This is a genomic window from Bacillus sp. EA-CB0995, assembly GCF_055814245.1.
Genome location: NZ_CP169269.1, coordinates 348,308 through 371,669, shown reverse-complemented (window position 1 = coordinate 371,669; position 23,362 = coordinate 348,308). Strand labels below are relative to the sequence as shown.

General features: G+C 39.0%; 16 protein-coding genes and 7 pseudogenes. 5 read left to right on the top strand and 18 right to left on the bottom strand.

What is annotated here, in order from left to right; translation table 11 throughout:
• Positions 1-83 precede the first annotated feature (83 nt).
• The 3 genes and pseudogenes from ACEWFJ_RS02030 to ACEWFJ_RS02020 all read right to left on the bottom strand — a co-directional run bounded on the left by ACEWFJ_RS02030 (position 84) and on the right by ACEWFJ_RS02020 (position 4,364).
• A pseudogene (locus ACEWFJ_RS02030) lies at positions 84-933 on the bottom strand (3-hydroxybutyryl-CoA dehydrogenase).
• Between the two features lie 17 nt (positions 934-950).
• Entirely contained in the window at positions 951-2,147 is a 1,197-nt protein-coding gene (locus tag ACEWFJ_RS02025) for an acetyl-CoA C-acetyltransferase (RefSeq protein ID WP_473690163.1), read from the bottom strand.
• Between the two features lie 108 nt (positions 2,148-2,255).
• Positions 2,256-4,364 (bottom strand): (Fe-S)-binding protein, encoded by a 2,109-nt coding sequence (locus tag ACEWFJ_RS02020; protein ID WP_473690162.1) that lies wholly within the window; start codon positions 4,362-4,364, stop codon positions 2,256-2,258.
• A 351-nt stretch (positions 4,365-4,715) separates the two neighbouring features.
• Here ACEWFJ_RS02020 and cls point away from each other — a divergent pair.
• Positions 4,716-5,949: pseudogene (gene cls / locus ACEWFJ_RS02015) on the top strand (cardiolipin synthase).
• A 328-nt stretch (positions 5,950-6,277) separates the two neighbouring features.
• On the opposite strand, the gene ACEWFJ_RS02010 reads toward cls, so the two are convergent.
• From ACEWFJ_RS02010 to ACEWFJ_RS01995, 4 genes and pseudogenes are all read right to left on the bottom strand, one after another.
• On the bottom strand, positions 6,278-6,880 hold the full coding sequence (locus ACEWFJ_RS02010; protein WP_473690161.1) for a response regulator: 603 nt from the start codon (positions 6,878-6,880) through the stop codon (positions 6,278-6,280).
• A pseudogene (locus ACEWFJ_RS02005) lies at positions 6,877-8,003 on the bottom strand (sensor histidine kinase). Before ACEWFJ_RS02005 ends, ACEWFJ_RS02010 begins: the two are co-directional and overlap by 4 nt.
• Position 8,004: 1 nt before the next feature.
• Positions 8,005-8,739 (bottom strand): ABC transporter permease, encoded by a 735-nt coding sequence (locus ACEWFJ_RS02000; RefSeq protein ID WP_473690160.1) that lies wholly within the window; start codon positions 8,737-8,739, stop codon positions 8,005-8,007.
• Positions 8,736-9,638, bottom strand: coding sequence for an ABC transporter ATP-binding protein (locus ACEWFJ_RS01995; protein ID WP_473690159.1), 903 nt, complete (start codon positions 9,636-9,638; stop codon positions 8,736-8,738). The genes ACEWFJ_RS02000 and ACEWFJ_RS01995 overlap by 4 nt, the downstream gene beginning before the upstream one ends.
• A gap of 147 nt (positions 9,639-9,785) precedes the next feature.
• Between ACEWFJ_RS01995 and map the strand changes: the two genes are divergently transcribed.
• Positions 9,786-10,577 (top strand): type I methionyl aminopeptidase, encoded by a 792-nt coding sequence (gene map, locus ACEWFJ_RS01990; protein ID WP_473690158.1) that lies wholly within the window; start codon positions 9,786-9,788, stop codon positions 10,575-10,577.
• A 94-nt stretch (positions 10,578-10,671) separates the two neighbouring features.
• Here map and argS read toward each other — a convergent pair whose 3' ends face one another.
• The 7 genes and pseudogenes from argS to ACEWFJ_RS01955 all read right to left on the bottom strand — a co-directional run bounded on the left by argS (position 10,672) and on the right by ACEWFJ_RS01955 (position 16,490).
• Positions 10,672-12,342: an arginine--tRNA ligase gene (argS, locus tag ACEWFJ_RS01985; protein WP_473690157.1), complete on the bottom strand. Its 1,671-nt coding sequence runs from the start codon at positions 12,340-12,342 to the stop codon at positions 10,672-10,674.
• Positions 12,342-12,780: pseudogene (locus tag ACEWFJ_RS01980) on the bottom strand (YwiB family protein). Before ACEWFJ_RS01980 ends, argS begins: the two are co-directional and overlap by 1 nt.
• Before the next feature lie 208 nt (positions 12,781-12,988).
• Positions 12,989-13,347 (bottom strand): annotated as a pseudogene (locus ACEWFJ_RS01975) (YxeA family protein).
• A gap of 231 nt (positions 13,348-13,578) precedes the next feature.
• On the bottom strand, positions 13,579-14,454 hold the full coding sequence (gene speB / locus ACEWFJ_RS01970) for an agmatinase (protein WP_020059760.1): 876 nt from the start codon (positions 14,452-14,454) through the stop codon (positions 13,579-13,581).
• Positions 14,455-14,728: 274 nt separating this feature from the next.
• On the bottom strand, positions 14,729-15,556 hold the full coding sequence (gene speE, locus ACEWFJ_RS01965; protein WP_098310064.1) for a polyamine aminopropyltransferase: 828 nt from the start codon (positions 15,554-15,556) through the stop codon (positions 14,729-14,731).
• Between the two features lie 332 nt (positions 15,557-15,888).
• Positions 15,889-16,077: pseudogene (locus ACEWFJ_RS01960) on the bottom strand (MFS transporter); the annotation flags it as partial.
• Positions 16,078-16,082: 5 nt separating this feature from the next.
• A complete protein-coding gene (locus ACEWFJ_RS01955; protein ID WP_473690156.1) occupies positions 16,083-16,490 on the bottom strand; it encodes a MerR family transcriptional regulator in 408 nt (135 codons plus the stop codon).
• Positions 16,491-16,727: 237 nt separating this feature from the next.
• Between ACEWFJ_RS01955 and ACEWFJ_RS01950 the strand changes: the two genes are divergently transcribed.
• Positions 16,728-17,453: a glycerophosphodiester phosphodiesterase gene (locus ACEWFJ_RS01950; protein WP_473690155.1), complete on the top strand. Its 726-nt coding sequence runs from the start codon at positions 16,728-16,730 to the stop codon at positions 17,451-17,453.
• A 76-nt stretch (positions 17,454-17,529) separates the two neighbouring features.
• The gene (locus ACEWFJ_RS01945) at positions 17,530-19,587 is read left to right on the top strand and encodes a transglycosylase domain-containing protein (protein WP_473690154.1); all 2,058 of its coding nucleotides are present in this window, start codon (positions 17,530-17,532) and stop codon (positions 19,585-19,587) included.
• A 132-nt stretch (positions 19,588-19,719) separates the two neighbouring features.
• Here the strand turns inward: ACEWFJ_RS01945 and ACEWFJ_RS01940 are convergent.
• From ACEWFJ_RS01940 to ACEWFJ_RS01930, 3 genes and pseudogenes are all read right to left on the bottom strand, one after another.
• A pseudogene (locus tag ACEWFJ_RS01940) lies at positions 19,720-20,253 on the bottom strand (GNAT family N-acetyltransferase); the annotation flags it as partial.
• 163 nt (positions 20,254-20,416) lie between these two features.
• Complete coding sequence (locus tag ACEWFJ_RS01935) at positions 20,417-20,926, bottom strand: YwhD family protein (protein ID WP_253630990.1); 510 nt, start codon at positions 20,924-20,926, stop codon at positions 20,417-20,419.
• Between the two features lie 21 nt (positions 20,927-20,947).
• Complete coding sequence (locus ACEWFJ_RS01930) at positions 20,948-21,622, bottom strand: site-2 protease family protein (RefSeq protein WP_473690153.1); 675 nt, start codon at positions 21,620-21,622, stop codon at positions 20,948-20,950.
• Between the two features lie 112 nt (positions 21,623-21,734).
• Here ACEWFJ_RS01930 and ACEWFJ_RS01925 point away from each other — a divergent pair, with 112 nt between their 5' ends.
• Positions 21,735-21,920, top strand: coding sequence for a 2-hydroxymuconate tautomerase (locus tag ACEWFJ_RS01925; RefSeq protein ID WP_001147171.1), 186 nt, complete (start codon positions 21,735-21,737; stop codon positions 21,918-21,920).
• A 41-nt stretch (positions 21,921-21,961) separates the two neighbouring features.
• Here ACEWFJ_RS01925 and ACEWFJ_RS01920 read toward each other — a convergent pair whose 3' ends face one another.
• Positions 21,962-23,266 (bottom strand): HD domain-containing protein, encoded by a 1,305-nt coding sequence (locus ACEWFJ_RS01920; RefSeq protein ID WP_473690152.1) that lies wholly within the window; start codon positions 23,264-23,266, stop codon positions 21,962-21,964.
• Positions 23,267-23,362 lie beyond the last annotated feature (96 nt).

The window sequence follows — 23,362 nt, the reverse complement described above, 5'->3', positions numbered from 1 at the left end:
ACCTCAAATTGTTTTATATAGTAATTCAACTATTTGGTAAGACCACTAGTACATGCAAAGAGGTGCCCTACCGGAGTATGTTATTATTCGTAAATGTAAAAACCGCGTCCTGTCTTGCGCCCTAACCAGCCTGCGTTCACGTATTTACGAAGTAACGGACATGGGCGATATTTGCTATCTCCTAACCCTTCATGCAGTACTTCCATAATGTATAAACATGTATCTAATCCAATAAAATCAGCGAGTGTCAACGGTCCCATCGGATGATTCATGCCGAGCTTCATAACTTCATCAATCGCTTCTTTCGTCGCCACGCCTTCATATAGCGTATAAATTGCTTCGTTAATCATTGGCAATAAAATACGGTTCGAAACAAATCCCGGAAGTCATTTACTTCAACTGGAACTTTGCCGATTTTTTTGTAATATCTTCAATCGTTTCATATACAACGTCCTCTGTTGCTAAACCGCGAATAATTTCAACAAGCTTCATAACTGGAACTGGATTCATAAAGTGCATGCCAATAACCTTTTCTGGACGATTCGTAACAGCTGCAATTTCAGTAATTGGCAACGAAGATGTATTTGTTGCTAAAATCGTATGTTCCGGTGCTAACTCATCTAAATTCGCAAAAATTTGTTTTTTAATATCCATTCTCTCTACAGCTGCTTCAATGACAAGATCTGCCTCTTTCAAGCAATCAAGTGTAAGCGTTGCTGTAAGACGATTTAATGTTGCCTGCTTATCCTCTTCACTCATGCGGCCTTTCTCAACTTGCCTAGATAAATTTTTCGTAATAATCCCCATGCCGCGGTCTAACTGCTCTTGTTTTAAATCTTGCATATATACGTCATAACCTGCCATCGCACATACCTGTGCAATTCCAGATCCCATTTGTCCTGAACCAATTACAACAATGTTTTGTACCGTCATATTTATAGCCCCCTTTTTTACTGAACCTCTATCATAATTGCGTCGCCTTGACCGCCGCCGCTGCAAATAGATGCAATCCCAATTCCGCCGCCGCGCTGCTTTAACGCATGAATAAGAGTAACGATAATGCGCGCACCGCTTGCTCCGATTGGATGTCCCATCGCAACTGCTCCGCCGTTTACGTTAATCTTTTCTGGATCAATACCAACAATATTTGCACTTGCAATAGCTACAGCCGCAAATGCTTCATTAATCTCAAATAAATCTATCTCTTCTACTTTCTTACCTGTTTTCTTTAACAGCTCGTTAATGGCATAACCTGGTGTTCTCGGGAAATCTTTCGCTTCAACCGCGATCGCTGTATGACCTAAAATTGTCGCAAGCGGCTTTCTTCCCTCTTGCTTCGCACGCTCTTCACTCATTAATACGAGCGCTGCCGCGCCGTCATTTAAACCTGGTGCATTTCCTGCGGTAACCGCTGCATCCTTATCAAATACAGGTTTTAATTTTGCTAGTTTTTCAACTGTTGTATCTTCGCGCGGTGCTTCGTCGTGAGCAACAACTACCGGCTCACCTTTTCGCTGCGGCACAGATACAGGTACAATTTCTTCTTCAAATCGGCCTTCCTTGCGTGATGCAACGGCGCGCATATGACTGCGGCATGCCCATTCGTCTTGCATTTCGCGGGAAATACCATCTTCTTTCGCTACATCTCCGCCGTACACACCCATATGCACGCCAGAAAATGAGCACGTTAAGCCATCTGCAACGTTTAAGTCAACAACCTCGTTATGCCCCATGCGATATCCCCAGCGTGCACCACGTAAAATATATGGACTATTACTCATCGATTCCATGCCGCCTGCTACAAGTAACGATTGATCGCCGGTACGAATAATTTGATCCGCTAATGTTACTGCACGAAGCCCGGAAGCACATACTTTATTGACTGTTTCTGTGCGCGTCTCCCATGGGATCCCTGCTTCTCTTGCCGCCTGGCGTGATGGAATTTGTCCCTGACCACCTTGAATAACCGCTCCAAATATAACTTCTTCAATATCACTTGCTGCAACATTCGCGCGCTCTAATGCCGCTCCAATTGCAATTCCTCCAAGCTCCGTTGCCTTTACATCCTTTAAAGCTCCCCCAAACTTTCCAACAGGTGTTCTTGCAGCACTTAAAATTACTGTTCTAGTCAAAACATATTCCCCCATTTCTTCATTTTGCGGCGTTGATTGAACGCTCGTTCAGTTCAGCTGTTGTGAGAAAGAGGTGCAACCTTTGCACCCCCTTTTATCTAAAGTTGTACGGATTCTTACATGTTACATTGCTTCTTTCTTTGACCCGATAACAGAGCGCTCTAAAATCTCTGTTATATCAAGGGTTTGTACGCGTTCTTCTACTTCTTTTGCCTTCGTACCGTCACTAATCATCGTTAAGCAATATGGACAGCCCGTACCGATGATCGTCGGCGATGTAGCAAGTGCTTGCTCTGTACGTGCAACGTTAATGCGAGAGCCAGCAGTCTCTTCCATCCACATCAGACCGCCGCCCGCTCCGCAGCACATTCCTTTTTCGCGGTTACGCTCCATTTCAATGAGATTCACGCCTGGAATTGCTTTTAAAATATTGCGCGGCGCTTCGTACACTTCGTTGTAGCGTCCTAAATAACAAGAATCGTGATACGTAATCGTTTCTTCTACGCGGTGAACTGGTTTTAATCGTCCTTCTTTCACCCACTGTGCTAACAATTCTGTATGATGATAGACTTCTGCTTGTAAGCCAAAGTCCGGATACTCATTTTTAAACGTGTTATATGCGTGCGGATCAATTGTCACGATTTTCTTAACGCCCGCTTTTTCAAACTCTTCAATATTCTTGTTCGCCATCTCTTGGAAGACAAATTCATTTCCAAGACGACGCGGTGTATCACCTGAGTTTTTCTCTTTATTTCCGAGGATAGCAAAGGAAATACCAGCTTCGTTCATCAGCTTCGCAAACGATAACGCAATTTTTTGGCTACGGTTATCATATGATCCCATAGAGCCTACCCAGAATAAGTATTCAAACTCTTCGCCTGCTTTCGTTTTCTCTTTCACAGTCGGAATAGAAACTTCTTCTTCCATCGTACGCCACGTTTCACGCTCTTTACGATTCAGTCCCCAAGGGTTTCCTTGACGCTCGATATTTGTCAGGGCACGCTGCGCTTCTGGGTCCATTTTTCCTTCTGTTAAAACAAGATAGCGGCGCAAATCAATAATTTTATCAACATGTTCATTCATAACTGGGCATTGGTCTTCGCAGTTACGACACGTTGTACAAGCCCAAATTTCTGTTTCTGTAATGACATCGCCAATTAAGCTTGGATTGTATGCCAATGTTGCTGCAGATTCATTTTGTCCCTCTCCAGCCGCCATCATCGCTAACTGATTACCTTGTGTATTGTTAAATGCAACAGTTGGAACCCATGGTGCGCGCGATGTTACCGCTGCGCCTTTATCTGTTAAATGATCACGCAATTTTAAAATTAAATCCATCGGTGATAGCATCTTTCCCGTTCCCGTTGCTGGGCACATATTCGTACAGCGGCCGCACTCTACACATGCGTATAAATCAATAAGCTGTGTTTGTTTGAAATCTTCAATTTTTCCAACACCAAATGTTTCTTGTGTTTCATCTTCAAAATCGATTTTTTCTAATTTCCCTGGATTTGTTAAACGGCTAAAATATACATTTGCTGGTCCTGCAATTAAATGTGCGTGCTTCGATTGTGGCACGTAAACTAAAAACGTTAACAAAATAAGTAGATGCATCCACCACGCAAAATAGAACACAACAATCGCAGCTGTTTCACCAATTCCAGAAAATAAGTAAGCGATTGCAGAAGCAATTGGTTCACTCCATGATAATTCCTCGCCATGCCAAATGATGCCCATTCCGTTACCAAGAAGAACAGATAGCATTAAGCCGCCGATAAAAATTAAAACAAGTCCTGCTTTAAAATTGCGTTTTAAGCGCACAAGTTTTTCAATATACCTTCTATAAAAAGCCCAAAAAACTGCAATTAAAATGATGAGTGTGACGATTTCTTGGAAGAATGTAAATGCAGGGTATAGTGGTCCAAGTGGAAGATGTGATCCTGGTGCTAAGCCTTTCCATATGAAGTCAATTGCTCCAAATTGGACAAGAATAAATCCGTAAAAAAACATAACATGCATGATACCGCTCTTTTTATCTTTAAGAAGCTTCTTTTGTCCGAAGACATTCCCCTTAATAAGATCCCATCTTTCTTTGAAGCGGCGATCAAATTCGACTTTCTTTCCTAATTGTATGTAGGTAATCCGCGTTCGTATGAGATATACAAATAAATATGCTGCATACGCTATGATGGCGATTGTCGCCAACCAATTCACAATTAATAAGCTATTCATATTTCTGCCAACCCCTCTCCGTGTAATATTCCCTTTTTCGAATCTTCAAAAATAAATAATTTTCTGAATTTATTGCCCCTATTTCCATTATATGATGAGTGAGCGTTCAGTCAACAGTTTTTTGTTATACAACAATATATTTTTTCATAAAGCCTTTTATTTCGGTGAAACTATAAGGTGAAACTTCCATCAGCAAGGGATTTTTTCATCCCCACTGATGGTTAACCAATTGGACTTTTACGGACAGTTATCCCCCACCTATCTTCCTCGCTTCTCTCTGAATCTTGAGGTAGGGGTCTGACTGTCCGCGAATAGCGGGATAAAAATGAGTATAGAGGAGGGAATGGATACATGAGCTTTTTATTTCTCTTCCTTGTCTTTTTCTTACTGTGGATAAATTTCGACTTCATATATGGAAGAAAACTTCATTTAAAACAACTTAAACCTCGTTCATTTCCTTTGCGCCGTAGTAACTTTAAACTCTATACATATGGCCAAACATTATATAAGGAGCTATTTACTGATATACAACAGGCTAAGCATCACGTACATATTCTATTTTTTATCGTAAAAAACGATGAAATTAGCCATACATTTTTACAGCTTCTAATGGAAAAAGCACAACAAGGTATTGAAGTACGCCTTCTCCTTGATCGGATTGGCAGCCATCATTTATCAAAGGAAACGATTCGTAACTTAAAACAACAGGGCATACATTTTTCATTTTGTCATAAAATCCGTTTCCCATTTCTCTTTTTTCCGCTAATCAACGGAACCATAGAAAAATTACGATTATTGACGGAAAAATCGGCTATATCGGAGGCTTTAATATCGGTGAAGAATACCTGGGGCATAATGCTGCGCTCGGTCCATGGCGTGATTACCATCTACGCCTTACCGGAGAAGGCGTACAAGACTTACAAACGCAGTTTCTACACGATTGGCGCGATGATACAAATGAAGACTTATTGCATGAAAATTATTACTTTCCAATACTGGAAAAGGGGAAACTTCCCATCAGTTCGTACCAACTGACGGCGCTTATTTACAACAAACTTTTCTCGATTTAATTGAAAAGGCAACGAAAGAGCTATATATCGGTACGCCCTATTTTATCCCTGGGAAAAAGCTAATGAGTGCATTGCTACGTGCAAAAAAACGAGGCGTTCGTATTACCATTCTCGTACCTAAAAAAGCGGATCATCCATTTGTTCGTGAAGCGAAACTCCCATATTGCCGGAAGCTTATTGAAGCAGGCTGTCATATTTACGAATTTCAAGATGGATTTTTTCATGCCAAAATTGTAATGATAGATGGCTGTATTTGTGATATTGGAACTGCGAACTTTGATATGAGAAGCTTATATCTGAACCATGAAATCAATTGTATATTATATGGCTCACCGTTTTTAGAACAAGTGAAGGAAGAAATCAATCACGACTTAGAAGCTTCCGTTTCACTTTCAATTCAAGATGTTTCTCCTCACTCTCTTTTAGACAAAGGAAAAGAATGGATTGGAACAGTCCTTTCCTTTTTTTATAAAGTGAAACTTCCATCAGTGGGGGAGTTTTTCATCCCCCACTGATGGTTAGTTGAACCAATCGAGCCTTTACGGGCAGTTATCCCCCACCTATCTTCTTCGCTTCTCTCCAATCTTGAGGTGGGGGCTTACTGCCCGTTAATGCGGGATAAACACATGAAAAGCGTTGTACGTATGAAAATAAGGGCAGTTTATCTCCCACCTAACTTCTTTGCTTTCACCGAATTTTGAGGTGGGAGTATTACTGCCCACGAATAGCGGGATAAAAAAGAGATGCTGATTCATATACGAATTACATCTCCAAAATGTATGTTATTTACTGCTTTCTCCTTTAAACCGAACCCATTACTAGATAAGACAGTTGTTTCTTTTTTCATATCCACCCTTTTTCTTCAGCAATTGTAATTGCCTCAATCCGATTTTTTGCATTTAATTTCGTTAACACATCGGAAATATAGTTTCGAACGGTTCCAGATGACAAGTATAGTGTTTTTGCAATTTCGTTTGCCGTTTTTCCTTCTTTGGCTAACAAGAGAACCTCTCTTTCTCTATCTGTTAACGGATTTTGTTCTTGCCAAAGCCCAAACATGAGCTCAGGAGAAATTTCTCGTTTCCCATTCATTACATTCCGAATTGCCGCTGCAAGATCTTCACTTGGACTATCTTTTAATAAATACCCATGCACGTTTGCTTTCATCGCTCGCTCGAAGTAACCAGGACGGGCAAATGTTGTTAAAATCATAACTCTACACTGTGACTGTTGTTTCCGTAACTTTTCAGCCACATCTAATCCGCTCTGAATCGGCATTTCAATGTCCATAATACTAACATCTGGCTGTAGTTTTTCAATTAGTCGCAAAGCCTCTTCTCCGTTTTCCGCCTGCCCAACAACCTCAATATCATCTTCTAAATCAAGTAAAGCCCCTAACGCTCCGCGAAGCATACGCTGGTCTTCTGCAATGATGATTCGAATCATGCTCTCACCCCATCTTTCCCTGTTCTTATAACAATTGGTACATGTATTGTTAACATCGTTCCATCATGAATAGCGTCTAGCTCAAGTTCTCCATCAATAAGAGCCAATCGTTCTTTCATTCCAAGAATGCCATTCCCATCATGATTTTTTTGTAGTCCGATTCCATTATCCTTTACTTGTAAAATCAATTTCCCTTGTGTTTCAAGTAAAGCAACCACGCACGTTGTTGCCTTGCTATGTTTTACAACGTTTGTCACCGCTTCACGTAAACACATTCCTAAAATGTTTTGTTCTAGCGGTGATAATACATTCGTACTTGTCTCCTGCCTCACTTCTAATGATATATTGGCCGCTTGGAGAATCACCCTCACTTGCTCTAGCTCTTCTTCCACCGTAATCATACGCATATCAGAAATTAATTCCCGTAATTGTTTTAACGCATTTCTTGATGTTTGCGTGATTTCCTTTGCCTCTAGACAAGCACGTTCTGGATTTTTCACAATAAGCTTCTCAACAAGCTGGCTTTTTAGCGTAATAAGCGATAACGTATGTCCTAACGTATCATGTAAATCTCTCGCAATGCGCTGGCGTTCTTCTCGCTTCACTAGATCACGAATTTGTTCATTTGCTTCACTTAATTGTGTTTTTAATATCTTTTTTGATTAAAATTCCGCATGCCAAATGGTGTAAGAATCATTAAAATAAACATCGGAATCGCTGTTATAAAAGACGCTTTTGTAAGCTCATTCATATGCAGCAACATAAAAGAACCAATCATTACGATCAAAAGGAAAAACAACAATCGAAATTGTTTTTTTGTCGGTGTAAACCCCATTGCATTTGCTGTATAAAATCCAAAATAAATCATATATGGTTCATAAAATGCACTAAATAGAAATGTAATCACAAATTGAATACATGCCCATATAACAAATGTTTTTTTCACAAAATAAAGCTGGCGGTATGCAATAACAAAGAGTATGAGCATCCCGCCTCCTACTATCAATTTCCAACCTGATTGCCCCGCCAAGTAATAAAGAGGAAACAACAAGTACACGAGCCATATATAAGGGAACAATCCCATATGTTTTGGAAAGAATTCAAACTGTCTCTTTTCGATCATTTTATATCGCTTCCTGTCTCTTTCTTATATATATTGATAATACAACAAAAGCGATGAAATAACCTCCTAACACTGCTACATTCTCCCAGCCAATTGCCTGACCAGCAACAATATCCCAAGCCCCGCTTCCAAAACGATATGTCGGCGTCCATTCCCCAATACTTCTTAACGCCTTTGGTAATACTTCAATGGGCATCCATAAACCACCTAGAATGGCTAAACACATATTTAAAATATTTGCTAGCCCAGCAGCTGCATCAGCCTTCTTAATCGAACCAATTACCGTTCCAAGCGCTAAAAATGGCGTAACACCAATTAACAACCATAATCCAGCGCCAATCCACTGTCCAATCGTTAACTGTACATCATTAATGACTATTCCCGCGATAAAAATAACTAAGATCGAAAAAGCATTTACAAGCGTTTGCGCGACAATTTTTGCAGATAAATACGCCCCTTCTGGCAGCGGTGTAATTTGTAAAAGCTGTGTCCATCCCTGCCCTTTTTCTTGTGAAAGACGAACACCAAAACTAAAAAGTGCTGTTCCTACAATACTAAAAGTAGCCATTGAAATTAAATAGTGTGCTTTCCATGCATCTCCATTTTCCGGCACTGACACGACATTTGTAAAAATGTAATAAAACATAACTGGCATTAATAACGAGAAAAAGATAAATAATTTATTGCGAAACGTACGTAATATTTCTATTTTACATTGCATCCAAAACGCTCTCATGCAATTCCCTCCTTCTGATTTGCAACAAACTGTTCAAAAGCTTCATCCAAGCTGCCACGCTCAACAGCAATATCCATGACCGGCAAGTTTTTATTGAAAATTTCCCGGAGCGTAGCATCTGTATCATCTGTTGTCAGCACCACACGTTTTTCATGCCACTGGACACTTGTAACATGAGATAAACTTCGAAGCAGACTTGTTGGCATTTCCTCTTTTGCATAAAATGAAATTGTTTTTTGAGAAATTGTTGCTTTCATCTCATCTGGTGTTCCATCAGCAATCACTTTCCCATTTGCAAACAATAAAATTCGATCTGCTAGTGCATCTGCTTCTTCTAAATAATGTGTTGTTAACATAATCGTTTTTCCTTCACCTGCTAACTTTCGAATTGTATCCCAAAAGTTTTTTCTAGACGTGATGTCCATCCCTACTGTTGGTTCATCTAAAAATAGTAATTCTGGATTTCCAGCAAGTGCGAGTGCAAAATTCAAACGTCTTTTTTGACCGCCAGATAACTTTTCACATCTTTGCTTTCTTTCTGACTCTAAATTTGATAGCTGAAGCAGTGTTTCTTTTGCAAGTGGATTCGTATAATAACTACGAAATAAATCAATTGCCTCTTCCACAGAGATACTATCAATTACGCTCACCTCTTGCAGCATTGCCCCAAGGCGATTGCGAACGTCCCGGTGCTTTGGGCTCTTACCAAATATAGAAATATTTCCTTCTGAAGGATCCCTTAATCCAAGCATCATCGAAATTATTGTTGTTTTCCCAGCCCCGTTTGGTCCAAGTAATGCAACAATTTTCCCCTTCTCTACTGTAAATGAAACGTTATTTACTGCTTTTTTATGTTTAAATGTTTTTGAAACACCATTCACTTCAATTACTTGTTCCATTTCTCCACCTCCATCGTTACTTACATTTATATTGTATAAATTGGAAGAGATGGAAAACAGTAAAAGACGTCATGATATGAATATGACAAATGTCAGGAAATCTTAAGATGAGGGACTTCCCACGCAAGTAGCAGGACAAAAACAAACGTGATACAATCATGTGAGATGTACATTCGAGGAAGGACAGTGGTTTTCATGATTATTCGTAATGAACAAGATTTAGAAGGCTTACGAAAAATCGGCCGCATCGTTGCGCTTGCTCGCGAGGAAATGAAGAAACAAGCGAAGCCAGGTATGACAACGAAAGAGCTTGATTTAATCGGTAAGAAAGTATTAGATGAGCACGGTGCCATTTCTGCACCTGAAAAAGAATATGATTTCCCAGGCACAACTTGCATTAGTGTCAATGAAGAAGTTGCTCACGGCATTCCAGGAGATCGCGTCCTTAAAGAAGGCGATTTAGTAAACGTAGATGTATCTGCAGCACTTGACGGTTACTACGCAGATACAGGTATTTCGTTCGTTCTTGGACAAGACGAAGCAAAAGAAAAACTTTGTGCTGCTGCTGAAAGTGCATTTTGGGCAGCCATGAAAAAAGTAAAAGCTGGCGCAAAACAAAACCAAATTGGTCGTGCGGTTTCCAATGATGCGCGTAAAAATGGCTACGCAGTAATTCAAAACTTAACAGGACACGGCATTGGACTTAGCTTACACGAAGCACCAAACCATATTTTAAGCTATTTCGATCCTATGGATAGTGCTCTATTAAAAGACGGACTTGTCTTAGCAGTAGAACCATTCGTATCTATGGGTGCGGATCATATTGTGGAACTAGGCGATGGCTGGACATTTGTAACACCAGATAAAAGCCTTGTCGCTCAATGTGAACATACAATTGTTGTAACACGCGGCGAACCAACTATTTTAACACAACTATAAAAAAAGCAGGATGCACGGAAATATTTCCGTGCATCCTGCTTTTTAATTATCTAGTTCCAGCGGCCAGAATACTCGGTGGCTTCGCTTTTCTTGATTACATCTTCTCAGGTGCAGATACTCCAACTAATGCTAATGCATTTTGAAGTGTAATGCGTACCGCACGCATTAAGTCGTAACGAGCTTTACTTAACTCTAGGTTATCTTGGTTTAATACTTTTTCTGCATTGTAGAAGCTATGAAGCGCTGCTGCTAAGTCAAATGCATAGCTTGTAATGCGGTGTGGCAGACGTTTTTGCGCTGCTTCTGCAACTGCCGCTGGGAATTCACCCAGTTTCTTTAATAAGTCTACTTCTTTCTCAGAAGCAACAAGTTTGTAGTTAACATCGCTGCCTGCAGTTAATCCCAGCTCTTCGCCTTGGCGAAGGATGCTGCATACGCGTGCATGTGCGTATTGTGCATAGTATACAGGGTTTTCATTTGATTTTGATACCGCTAAGTCCATATCAAAGTCTAAATGAGAATCACCGCTGCGCATTGCAAAGAAGTAACGCATTGCGTCCACGCCTACTTCTTCCATAAGCTCACGAAGTGTAACAGCTTTACCTGTACGTTTACTCATTTTTACTTTTTCACCGTTTTGGTATAGTTGTACCATTTGGATGATTTCTACTTCTAATGTATCTTTATCGTATCCAAGCGCTTGAATCGCTGCTTTCATACGTGGAATGTAACCGTGGTGGTCAGCACCCCAAATGTTAATTAATTTCTCAAAGCCACGCTCTAATTTATCACGGTGATACGCAATATCTGGTGTTAAGTATGTGTAAGAACCATCGTTTTTAATTAATACGCGGTCTTTATCATCGCCGTAAGTTGTAGAACGGAACCATGTTGCGCCCTCTTCTTCAAATACCTCTCCGCGCTCTTTTAACGCTGCAAGAGCTTCATCGATTTTACCGTTTTTGTATAATGATGTTTCAGAGAACCACACATCAAATTTAACACGGAAGCTTTCTAAGTCTTTTTGAAGTTTCGCTAGTTCATATTTTAAACCGTACTCACGGTAGAACTCATAGCTTTCTTTCTCATCAGCTTTTGCATAACGATCACCAAACTCTTCTGCTAAACGTTTTCCGATTCCGATGATATCTGCGCCGTGGTAACCGTCTTCTGGCATTTCTTTTTCTAAACCTAACGCCTGCATATATCGAGCTTCAACAGAAAGCGCTAAGTTATGAATTTGGTTACCTGCATCGTTAATGTAATACTCACGAGATACATCGTAACCCGCTTTTGCTAATACGTTACATAATGTATCACCAACTGCTGCGCCGCGTGCATGTCCTAAGTGAAGGTCACCTGTTGGGTTTGCAGATACGAACTCAATTTGTACTTTTTCACCGTTACCAGTGTTTGTTTCACCGTAAGCTTCGCCAGCTGTAATAATTGTTGGGATTAGATCTGTTAAGTAGCTGTTATCCATGTAGAAGTTAATGAAGCCAGGTCCAGCAATTTCAATTTTTTCAATAGAAGCTTTTGCTTTATCGAAGTTTGCAATTAATTCTTCTGCAATCATGCGCGGTGCTTTTTTCGCTACGCGTGCAAGTTGCATCGCCATGTTTGTAGAGAAATCACCGTGTGTTTTATCTTTTGGCGTTTCTAATACAACGTTTGGAATTTGTTCTTCTGTTGCTAATTCTGCTTTGACTACAGCAGCTTTAATTTCCTCTTTAATGAGTTCTTTTACTTGTTCTAAAGAGTTCATTATTGTGCCTCCTTGAGATTAATGGTAATTGTATATCGGCCTGCTTCTTGTTCACTTAGAAGCTAATGCATACGTTAGAAAGAGTTGCCCCTTTTTCTTTTCTTCCGACCATTTAAAAAGGACGTTATCTGTTTTCGTTTGCAATACAAACGTTCCAAGTTCACTTGTATACGTTCCTGTTGTCCACTCGCCTTTTTTATGATTTTGACGCATAGAAACAGCACCTGAACGCATAATGAGAACTTGATCATCTTGGATTTTAATAATTGTCTTCACTTCGCCTTGTTCGTTCGGCTCTTGAAACGTTACATATGTACTTTGACCCTTTACATAGTATAGACCATTTGCGTCAAAAGCAATAGTTTCCTTTCGCACTCCTTCACGAATTTCCGTTACAAAGTGAACCTGTACTGGTAAGCCTGCAAGTTGATTCTCCACGTCTTGCACACCTTTCAAAATGTTATAGATATTAAGTATTATTTATAATAAATCACTTTTCCTATCATATCAAAAAACAGCGGTGTCTGTCTGCTGAAATATTAGGAAACGTATTGAAAGATGTAGTTCAAAAAGCAATTTATAAAAATGTTGGTATCATCCTTATAAAACATTAAAACCCAAGTTCAGTATGAACTTGGGTTTTTCATTATTTTTTCAGTTTCTCTAGCACTTTCGCTGGTACTTCATTCTCTTGCAGTTCTGCCCATCCTTTTCCTTGGCTTCCTTTTGCATAAATTTTCAAGTATACTCCTTGGCAAAGTTCACGATTTATCATTTTTTTCACAACTTGCTCATTTCCATCCTTATCATAAGCAGTAAATGTATACAAATACTTATCGCCTTTTTTCTCCCCTTGATTTGTTACAGCATAATAATCCTTTACTTCCTTACCTGAAAAAAGTTATCTACAAAAGCTTGCACACCTTCTGTTTTTGATTGTAAGTAAAAGACACCTGCACCGCCTAAAACAGCAAGTACTGCTGTAACTTTTAATATCATACGCATGAATCTTTCCACCTCTAACATGTATCCTTGTATAATGCTACATTCAGTATAAAATCTGCCAAAACTACTCTCTATCGATTTCCCTTACATTTCTCTTACATCATTGTAAGGAAAGTAAACTGAAATATTTAATAAAAATAAAAAGGCTATTTCGATATAATTCGAAATAGCCTTTTTATTTTGCTTACTGTTCATCTAGCTCTAGTGGCTAGAATGACCGGTAGCCTAACTTTATTTTTGCACCCATCCAAGTAACATTTCACGCACAAATTTACTTGCTGCGATCGGTGTTTGGTCGCTGTGATCATATACAGGAGCTACTTCTACTAAGTCTGCTCCAACTACGTTTATATTTGAATTTGCAATTGCAACAATGGAATCTAGTAGTTCTTTTGAAGTGATACCGCCAGCTTCTAACGTTCCTGTACCAGGAGCGTGCGCTGGGTCTAATACGTCGATATCAATTGTGACATAGACTGGGCGTCCTGCAAGTGTTGGCAATACTTTCTTTAATGGTTCTAATACATCAAATTTGTATAAGTTCATGCCAACTTCTTTTGCCCACTCAAATTCTTCCTTCATACCAGAACGAATACCGAAAGAATATACGTTTTCTGGACCAATTAAATCGCACACTTTACGAATTGGTGTAGAGTGAGATAAAGGCTCGCCTTCATACGACTCACGTAAATCTGTATGAGCATCCATGTGGATAATTGCTAAATCTGGATATTTTTTGGCCATCGCCTTAAAAATTGGCCAAGACACTAGGTGCTCACCACCAAGACCTAGTGGAAACTTACCAGCATCTAATAGTTTTGTTACATATTCTTCGATCATGTCTAAGCTGCGCTGTGCATTACCGAAAGGAAGCGGAATATCACCTGCATCAAAATATTTAACTTCCTCTAATTCACGATCTAAATACGGACTATATTCTTCTAGTCCAATCGATACTTCACGAATACGTGCTGGACCGAAACGAGAACCCGGACGATAACTTACTGTCCAATCCATCGGCATCCCATAAATAACAACCTCAGCATCTTCAAAACTTGGATGACTGTTAATAAATACTTTACCTGAATAAGCTTCATCAAAACGCATATTCTTTTTCCTCCTATCTGGAACTGAAGGTATCCCAACCTTTCATTTTGTCTCAAATTTGGAGCTATTTTGCTCCTCTTTATCGATTTACCACACTCTTCTCAACCCAATTAGTCGAGAAGAAATTTACTTACTTTTATTACAGTGAAACGTCAGTGGCTAACTTTGCCTACTAGACCCTCACATCTAAGAATCTTCCCCACGAGAAAGTAAAAAGCACCTTCTGTGGGAAAGAACCTTAGCCACCGGGTCTGAACAGTCAGCTTCGCTTTTCTTACTTAATTAAATCCCCAACAAATTTCGGTAATACGAATGCTGCTTTGTGAAGTTCTTTTGTGTAGTATTTCGTTTCGATTTCGTGGAAACGCTCTTCACTTACTTCTAGTGGATCATGCTTTTTAGATCCGATTGTGAATGTCCAAAGTCCGCTTGGGTAAGTTGGAATGTTTGCTGTATATAGACGTGTAATTGGGAAAATTTCTTTTACGTCTTTAAACACGTTTGAAATTAATTCTGGTGTGAACCAAGGGTTATCTGTTTGCGCTACGAAAATACCGTCTTCTTTTAACGCCTTAGAGATTCCAGCGTAGAATCCTTTTGTAAATAAGTTTACAGCTGGGCCTACTGGCTCTGTAGAATCAACCATGATTACGTCATACACGTTTTCGCTTTCAGCAATGTGCATGAAGCCATCGCCTACTTTTACTTCTACGCGTGGATTTTCTAACTCGCCAGCAATTTCTGGTAAGTATTTTTTAGAGTACTCGATTACTTTTCCATCAATTTCAACAAGCGTCGCTTTTTTCACGCTTGGGTGTTTTAATACTTCACGAATAACACCGCCATCTCCGCCGCCAACAACTAAAACGTTTTCAGGGTTTGGATGTGTGAATAATGGTACGTGCGCTACCATTTCGTGATATACGAATTCGTCCTTTTGCGTTGTCATAACCATGCCATCTAAAATAAGCATATTACCGAATTCTTCAGTTTCAACCATATCTAGCTTTTGAAATTCTGTTTGCTCCGTATGTAAAGTGCGGTTAATACGCGCTGTAATTCCAAAATGCTTTGTTTGTTTCTCAGTGAACCATAGTTCCATTGTACAATCACGCCTTTCGTTGCAAATTATAATGTGACACCATTAATGTCCCCTAACAAAAATAAAACAAAACATGTAAAATGTATAGTTAAAAATATAAAAAAGAACGTAAATATATTGTAAACGAGTCGTTTTCGTTCGTATATTTAGTCAATTATGTATAAAACAGTAAGAAGACCCTTTCCTAGGAAAGGGTTTTGCTCTCATTTTCTCGAATCGGTAGACAAATCATCACACATCCAGCTAGCGTAACAATTCCTCCTACTAAAAACGGACTTTGCGGTGAAACTACGTGACCAATAATTCCAGATAAAATTAGTGCAATTGCCTCGCCCAGCTGGCAGCATCATAATTGCCATCGTTAAAATATAAGCTGTAAATAACATTTCTACTTGCCAATGTGTTGCATCGATTTCCCCTGCAATAATTGGCAAAATTGGATCGACTACTCCAATTCCGGAAAAGGCAAGAAAAGTAGCGACTACTGTAATCAATCTTCCAAGTCGTTGTTTACTCTCCATATGAATCATTCTCCTTTTGTTTCTTCTAAAAACTTCGTTGCTCTTTCCAAGCTATGTTCTAATTCTTCTTTCACGTGCTTCATTTGCAGCATTTTCTTATCTAGCGTCTCCATTTGACTTGTTAGCATATGTGCTATTTCTTGAATTACTTCCCGGTCGCGCGGGTTATCACTATTTTTTCTTTGCTCCATACGTTCTTTAAGGGATAAGAAGTACTGCATTTCTTGAAGCGTAATACCTAGTACTTCTTTCGCTTCTACAATTTTTTTAATTCTCTTCACGTCTTCATCTGTATATAAACGAATGTTTCCTTCACTTCGCTCTGGCGGATGAATTAAGCCAATTTCCTCATAATAACGAAGAGTCCGCTTTGTTAAACCTGTTTGTTTTGTAACTTCATCGATTTTATACAAATTTATTCCCCCTTCCTAACAATATTACATTTTACGTTAATGTTAACTTTTATGTAATCATTACGCCTTTGTAATTTTTTTCTACCGGCATTGTATTTTCGATTGCTCAGTTCCATAATTGAAGCAAAGTGAAACTTCCATCAGCCGGATCACCTCCCATCTATCCTCAAAATCTTGAGGTAGGGAGCTTACTGTCCGTTAATAGCGGGATAAATTGAACCATAAGGAGAATTTGCTATGAAACAACCACTTATTTTTGCGCATCGCGGTGTGAGAAGTACGCACCCAGAAAATACAATGATTGCTTTTCAAGAGGCTGAGCGTGTTGGTGCGCACGGCATTGAGCTTGATGTACATATATCCAAAGATGGAGAAGTTGTTGTCATTCACGATGAAACTGTGGACCGAACTACAAATGGAGCAGGACTTGTATATGAACAAACTGTCCAGCAATTGCAAGCACTCGATGCCGGCAGTTATAAAGATCCTTCTTTCCATGAAGCAAAAATCCCAACGCTCCGCGAAGTACTTATTTGGCTTTCTACAACAACGATGCAATTAAATATTGAATTAAAAACGGATGTTATTCGTTATCCTCGTATAGAAGAAAAAGTCGTCGACCTTGTTCGCGAATTTCATCTATCTAATCAAGTTGTATTTTCTTCGTTTAATCATGAATCCGTTGCGCTGCTTGCAGCTTTAGCACCAGAGATCCCCCGCGCAATTTTATACGATGAACCGCTCGCGGATCCAATTGCTGAAGCAAAGAAAAGACAGGCAAATGGTCTTCATCCAAATTTTAAATTACTCACAAAAGAGTTTGTACAAATGGCTCAGCAGCAAGGATACATATTCCGCCCTTATACAATCAATGAATACAAAGACTTACAAAGGATGATAGATTACGGCGTCGATGTAATCATTACCGACTGGCCAACACGTGCTTTTGAGCTTCTTTCTTAATAAGAAGCTCTTTTTTAGTTTAAAAACAGCCAAAACCCTCAATACTAGTAAAAGTATGCTATGAGGGGTGACAAAAATGGAACTTACAACAAATGAAAAACAAGCAAAATATATACGCTTTTTCCTCACTGCACTGTTATCATGTGTTATTTTCTTTGTTTCTACTATTTTCATTGTCTTACTTGTTGCAAAAATTGCCGGACCACCACCTGTTGCAGTTCCGCAAACAACTATCTTTTATGCAAATGATGACTCTGTTATGGGGCAAAGTCACGGAGCGCAGGAACGCTATAATGTTTCACTCGACCATATTTCACCTTACGTGAGAGAAGCAACGCTTTCTATTGAAGATCAGCGCTTTTATAAACATCATGGTTTTGATGTAAAACGCATCGGCGGGGCAGTAATTGCTGACATTAGAGCGAGGGCAAAGGTACAAGGCGCAAGTACAATTACGCAGCAATACGCCCGAAATTTATATTTGGACCACGATAAAACATGGAAACGAAAGATGTTAGAAGCAATGTATACCGTTCGCCTAGAAGTTAATTACAATAAAAATGATATTTTACAAGGATATTTAAACACAATTTACTACGGGCACGGTGCCTATGGAATTGAGGCAGCGGCACGTCTCTACTTTAATAAAAATGCGAAAGATTTAAATTTAGCAGAAGCAAGTATGCTTGCAGGTATTCCAAAAGGACCAAGCTTATATTCTCCCTACTTACATGAAAGCCGGGCCAAAGAAAGACAAGCTCTCATTTTAGATGAAATGGTAGAACAGAGGTATATCACGAAGAAAGAAGCAGCAGCGGCCAAAAAAGAACAACTCACCTTGGCTCCTCTTGATAAAGAAGAAGTAGCAGAAATGGCACCTTATTTTCAGGATGTTGTACGAACTTCCCTCATCAATGATGCTGGTCTCGATGAACAAACAGTAGGACGCGGTGGCCTGCGTGTATATACAACGCTAGATCCAAAGCTACAAACAATTGCGGAAAGTACAGTAAAAGAAACCATCCCAAGTACAACAGAAATAGAAACGGCTATTGTATCCATGAATCCAAAAACAGGCGAAGTAATGTCCCTTGTTGGCGGACGCGATTATAAGAAGAGTCAATTCAACCGAGCAACGCAAGCGTACCGGCAGCCAGGTTCAACATTTAAACCCTTTTTATATTACGCCGCTCTTGAGCAAGGCTTTACACCAGTAACTCGCTTAAAAAGTGAGCATACTGTATTCACATTAGGTGATGGTGTTTCCAAATATAACCCAGCGAATTATAAAGGCTATTATGCAGATGACTTTATAACGATGATGCAAGCACTTGCTGTTTCTGATAATGTGTACGCTGTGAAAACACATCTTTTCTTAGGTGAAAAATCACTTGTAAAAACGGCGAAGCAATTTGGGATTACAAGCGCATTAAAAGATGTTCCATCACTTGCGCTCGGAACATCTCCTGTAAAACCGCTTGAAATGGTGAATGCTTACAGCATGATTGCTAACGGCGGAAAACAAGTCAAACCAACATTTATTCGGCGCGTTGTCGATCATGATGGAAACATCTTGTATGATGCTCATTTAGAAAATAAACAAATTCTTGATGAGAATAATGCCTTTGTGATGGAAGAAATGATGACCGGCATGTTTAATAAAAAATTAAGCAGCTACGCCTCTGTCACTGGACAAAACCTTATTCCAAAGTTATCCCGCACATACGCTGGAAAATCAGGTTCAACCGAGACAGATAGCTGGATGATTGGCTTTACACCACAGCTCGTGACAGGTATTTGGGTCGGCTACGATAAACAAAAAACAATCTCTAACCCAGCTGAGCAATCTTATGCGAAAAATATGTGGGCAACCATTATGGAGCAAGGTTTAGAGGAAAGCCCGAAAAAAGATTTTAAAAAGCCGGCCAATGTTGTCGCATTAAACATTAATCCTGAAAATGGGAAAATCGCAACGAAAGGTTGTCCTACTTCAGTCAAAATGTATTTTGTAAAAGGTACTGAGCCAACAGAATATTGTATGGATCATATTGATGAAAAGGATGAATTTGAGGCGGTGCTAAAAGAGAAAACAAAAGGTAAAGAAAGCTGGTGGAAAAAGTATTTTCCTTGGTAACGGAAACTTATAAAGTGAAACTTTGATTAGTTACTTTTATGCAATGTAATTACTCAAAGATTGCATCTCAAAAAGGGTGCAGTAATTCTTCTGCTCCCCTTTCTTTCTTAAAAAGTGCTCCTATTCATCGGTATCATTTACGATAGCTAACACTTGATGATCTTCCCATCTTCCATTTATCTTTACATTTTTCTTTGCAATTCCCTCTTTATGAAACCCTGATTTCTCTAAAACTTTTATCGATCCGATATTATGCGGCATAACCCCCGCTTCAATTCGGTGAAGCTTTAACTCATCAAATGCGTAAGATACTACTAGCTTAACAGCCTCTGTCATATATCCTTTCCCATTATGATTTTTATCTAGAGAATATCCAATATAGCAACTTTGTAAAGGGCCACGCAGCACCTCTGTCATTGTAATATTCCCAATTAGTTCTTCTGTTTCGATTACGTAAATACCAAATGAGTATAGCTGATCAAGATCTTTCTTTTCCTTGTTCTCCCTAATTCGATTCAATTGACTTTCCAACGTATAAAAATCATCTTCTCGTAACGGTGTATACGTTTGAAAAAAATCTCGGTTTTTCAATTCCAAATACAACAAAGCTTCTGCATCACATTCTTCTAGACTCTTCACAAAAATAGAATTCCCGTTCATTCTCATTTTGTCATCTCCTTCATGTTATGTATGTTTTGTTGCATAAAGTACATTTCCTGCCAAATCTCCTTATTTCCTGCATATGAAACACATTCTTCCTATGCTGCTTCATTCAAAGGGTGTTTTAAAACAAACAAAAAATCCCTTTCAACACGAAAGGGATTTCCTATTATTCTCCTAACAATTCGCTACGTAATTTCTCACTAGAAAGATTCCATAGCTCTTCATTATGCTCTTTTAAGAATGTACCAAGCACTTTTTTAGAAGGTTCATCCATATGATCAACCATGATGTAACGTTTTAATGATTTATCCATTTTATTTACGTGCTCAGGCAATGATTTATAGCCGCGGCGAATTTCGCGGTCTATTGTCATTTCGCATGCAGTTACACCTGCATAATATGCACCGTTTGCAGTGCGCTCAATTGTCACCCAAACGAGCCAATATGGTTTTGCATTTGGTACTTCTTCTTTATTAGTTAAAAATTTAATTCCTTTTTCAGCAGCACTGCGTGCATGCATCGCACCAATATCAACAACTGCTGTTCCTTCTGTTACATCAATAATAACAGGAGAAATATTTTCTAGACTTAATGCGCCGACTCCAAAACCGCCATGTCCATCTGTGGAGTCATTTTTAATAATATTAAAGCCGATTTGTTTCTTTTTCTCTGCCATAAGAAAACCTCCCCTTCTCTTCTAATACAATCCAAATAATGGTCCAATTATACTATGCAGCATACCTAAAACATGCGGAATGACGACTTGGAAAATTGGCTGAATCGTATATCGATCTAACGGTGTAATCACAAGAATTAATAAAAAGATTGAACCGTATTTTTCATATTGCGTCATTTTCGCACGTACATTTGTCGGTGCTAAATCTTCCACAACACGGTAACCATCTAATGGTGGGATTGGTAATAAATTAAAAATAAATAAAACTATATTAATCCCAATAAAAATTTGAAAGAACTGAAATAGTGTTTCTCCTACTGCTATTGGGACTGCATCAATAATTCCAAATTTCAACAAACTATACCAAGCAATAAGCCCAAGGGCTCCTAATAGTAAGTTACTAATTGGTCCAGCAATTGAAACAAGAATACCAGCAAGACGTGGTCTTTTAAAATTATAAGGATTGACCGGTACTGGACGTGCCCAACCAAATCCGATTAATAATACAGCAATAAGCCCGATTATATCTAAATGTGCCAGCGGAGATAATGTTAAACGACCTTGCCTTTTGGCTGTATCATCTCCAAATTTATATGCAACATAAGCATGTGCGAATTCATGTACTGACAGCGCCATGACAACAGCCATTGCCAATAACGGTAATTGTTGCAGCGGATATGCAAAAAAGTGTTCCATACTTCCTCTCCCTCTTCATTATGTTAAAAAAGAAAAAAATCTCTTTTTCTGATTGTTCTCTTCAAAAATCCGTTATAATAGTACTGTAATCTACATAAAAGGAGCGATTCATATGCCATACGTAACAGTAAAAATGCTAGAAGGTCGTACAGAAGAGCAAAAGAAAGCCCTTGCTGAAAAAGTAACTGCAGCAGTAAGCGAAACAACTGGTGCTCCTGAAGAAAACATCGTTGTTTTCATCGAAGAAATGTCTAAAAATCATTATGCAGTTGGCGGAAAACGCTTAAGCGACAAATAATTTCATTTTTCTTTAATAAGAAGCAGTCCTCAGGCTGCTTCTTATTTCTTTCCTTCTAATAGCTGAATGATTTTTTCTTTATATTTTCCTTTCCTTCCTTCTTCATAGATTAAATCATGTGGATAAAACAACTTTTGATCTGTTCTCTTTTTACCTGTAATTGCCTCAACGATATCTGACTCACGAGATAATTCACGGAGCTCCCCATTCGGCATAAGGAGTAAAATTGGCAGACGTTCTTCCTCTTCACCTGCACGGTAAAAGTCATACGGCAGATCTGATGTGGAATCTACTACTAAATAATATTCTGGATCAAGCCCAATTTTCTTAAATAAACTATTTAATTCTACCCAATTGTTTAGCCCGTGCTTTTCTGTGAAATCTACACATTTGAACAAGTTACGGTTCATAAAACGGCGACATAAATCACTTAAAATGGCATCCTCTTCTTCCTGCCATACTTGGAAGTAATAATACATCACATTCTCGTCTAACTTTAAATAATCCTCTATTGTTACTTCTCCTTCGAATAAAGAGTAGAAATGAACCGGATGATATTTAAATGTATAGTATTGTTCATGCAATGCTTTCGCCCGGTGCAAAATTTTTGTTAAAATTACTTCCGCACTGCGCGTTACTGGGTGAAAATACACTTGCCAGTACATTTGATAGCGACTCATAATATAGTGCTCTACAGCATGCATACCGCTATATTTAATCACAACTTGATTATTAAATGGACGCATTACTCGTAAAATCCGCTCCATATCAAAGTTTCCATATTTCACACCTGTAAAGTATGCATCTCGTAATAAATAGTCCATACGATCCGCGTCAATTTGACTAGAAATCATACTAATGGCTAATTTATTAGTAGACGTTTTCGCAATGACGTCTGCTACCTTTTGCGGAAATTCATGGTCAACACGGCTTAATACATCGTGAATTTCTGTATCGCCTACAATAATTTTTTGTGTAAACTTTTCATGGTTTAGTTCAAATACTTTTTCAAATGAATGCGAAAAAGGACCATGTCCTACATCATGCAGGAGTGCTGCACATAAGCACAACAAACGATCTTCAGCATTCCAATCTGGTCTTCCATCAAACACATCGTCAATCATACGGCGGATAATTTCATAGACACCTAATGAATGAGTAAAGCGACTATGCTCCGCACCGTGAAATGTAAAAAATGTCGTCCCTAGCTGCTTAATGCGGCGCAGACGTTGAAACTCTTTCGTCCCGATTAAATCCCAAATCACGCGATCGCGTACATGCACATACTTATGCACTGGGTCTTTAAACACTTTCGTTTCATCTAATTTGTCACTTACATATGCCATTAAAATTCACCGCCCTCCATTATACGTTCTTACTCCTATTATAAACGAAAGGCGAAACAGAAAGAAATGAAAGACTGTATATTACTGTATAAAAAG

Excerpts from the sequence above, each read along its gene's own strand:
- ACEWFJ_RS01930 (WP_473690153.1), bottom strand. The coding sequence starts at position 21,622 with ATGGAACACTTTTTTGCATATCCGCTGCAACAATTACCGTTATTGGCA.
- ACEWFJ_RS01925 (WP_001147171.1), top strand. The coding sequence starts at position 21,735 with ATGCCATACGTAACAGTAAAAATGCTAGAAGGTCGTACAGAAGAGCAA.
- ACEWFJ_RS01920 (WP_473690152.1), bottom strand. The coding sequence starts at position 23,266 with ATGGCATATGTAAGTGACAAATTAGATGAAACGAAAGTGTTTAAAGAC.
- ACEWFJ_RS01950 (WP_473690155.1), top strand. The coding sequence starts at position 16,728 with ATGAAACAACCACTTATTTTTGCGCATCGCGGTGTGAGAAGTACGCAC.
- ACEWFJ_RS02000 (WP_473690160.1), bottom strand. The coding sequence starts at position 8,739 with ATGAGAGCGTTTTGGATGCAATGTAAAATAGAAATATTACGTACGTTT.
- argS (WP_473690157.1), bottom strand. The coding sequence starts at position 12,342 with ATGAACTCTTTAGAACAAGTAAAAGAACTCATTAAAGAGGAAATTAAA.
- ACEWFJ_RS01945 (WP_473690154.1), top strand. The coding sequence starts at position 17,530 with ATGGAACTTACAACAAATGAAAAACAAGCAAAATATATACGCTTTTTC.
- ACEWFJ_RS01935 (WP_253630990.1), bottom strand. The coding sequence starts at position 20,926 with ATGGCAGAGAAAAAGAAACAAATCGGCTTTAATATTATTAAAAATGAC.
- ACEWFJ_RS02010 (WP_473690161.1), bottom strand. The coding sequence starts at position 6,880 with ATGATTCGAATCATCATTGCAGAAGACCAGCGTATGCTTCGCGGAGCG.
- ACEWFJ_RS01995 (WP_473690159.1), bottom strand. The coding sequence starts at position 9,638 with ATGGAACAAGTAATTGAAGTGAATGGTGTTTCAAAAACATTTAAACAT.
- speB (WP_020059760.1), bottom strand. The coding sequence starts at position 14,454 with ATGCGTTTTGATGAAGCTTATTCAGGTAAAGTATTTATTAACAGTCAT.
- ACEWFJ_RS02025 (WP_473690163.1), bottom strand. The coding sequence starts at position 2,147 with ATGGGGGAATATGTTTTGACTAGAACAGTAATTTTAAGTGCTGCAAGA.
- ACEWFJ_RS02020 (WP_473690162.1), bottom strand. The coding sequence starts at position 4,364 with ATGAATAGCTTATTAATTGTGAATTGGTTGGCGACAATCGCCATCATA.
- speE (WP_098310064.1), bottom strand. The coding sequence starts at position 15,556 with ATGGAACTATGGTTCACTGAGAAACAAACAAAGCATTTTGGAATTACA.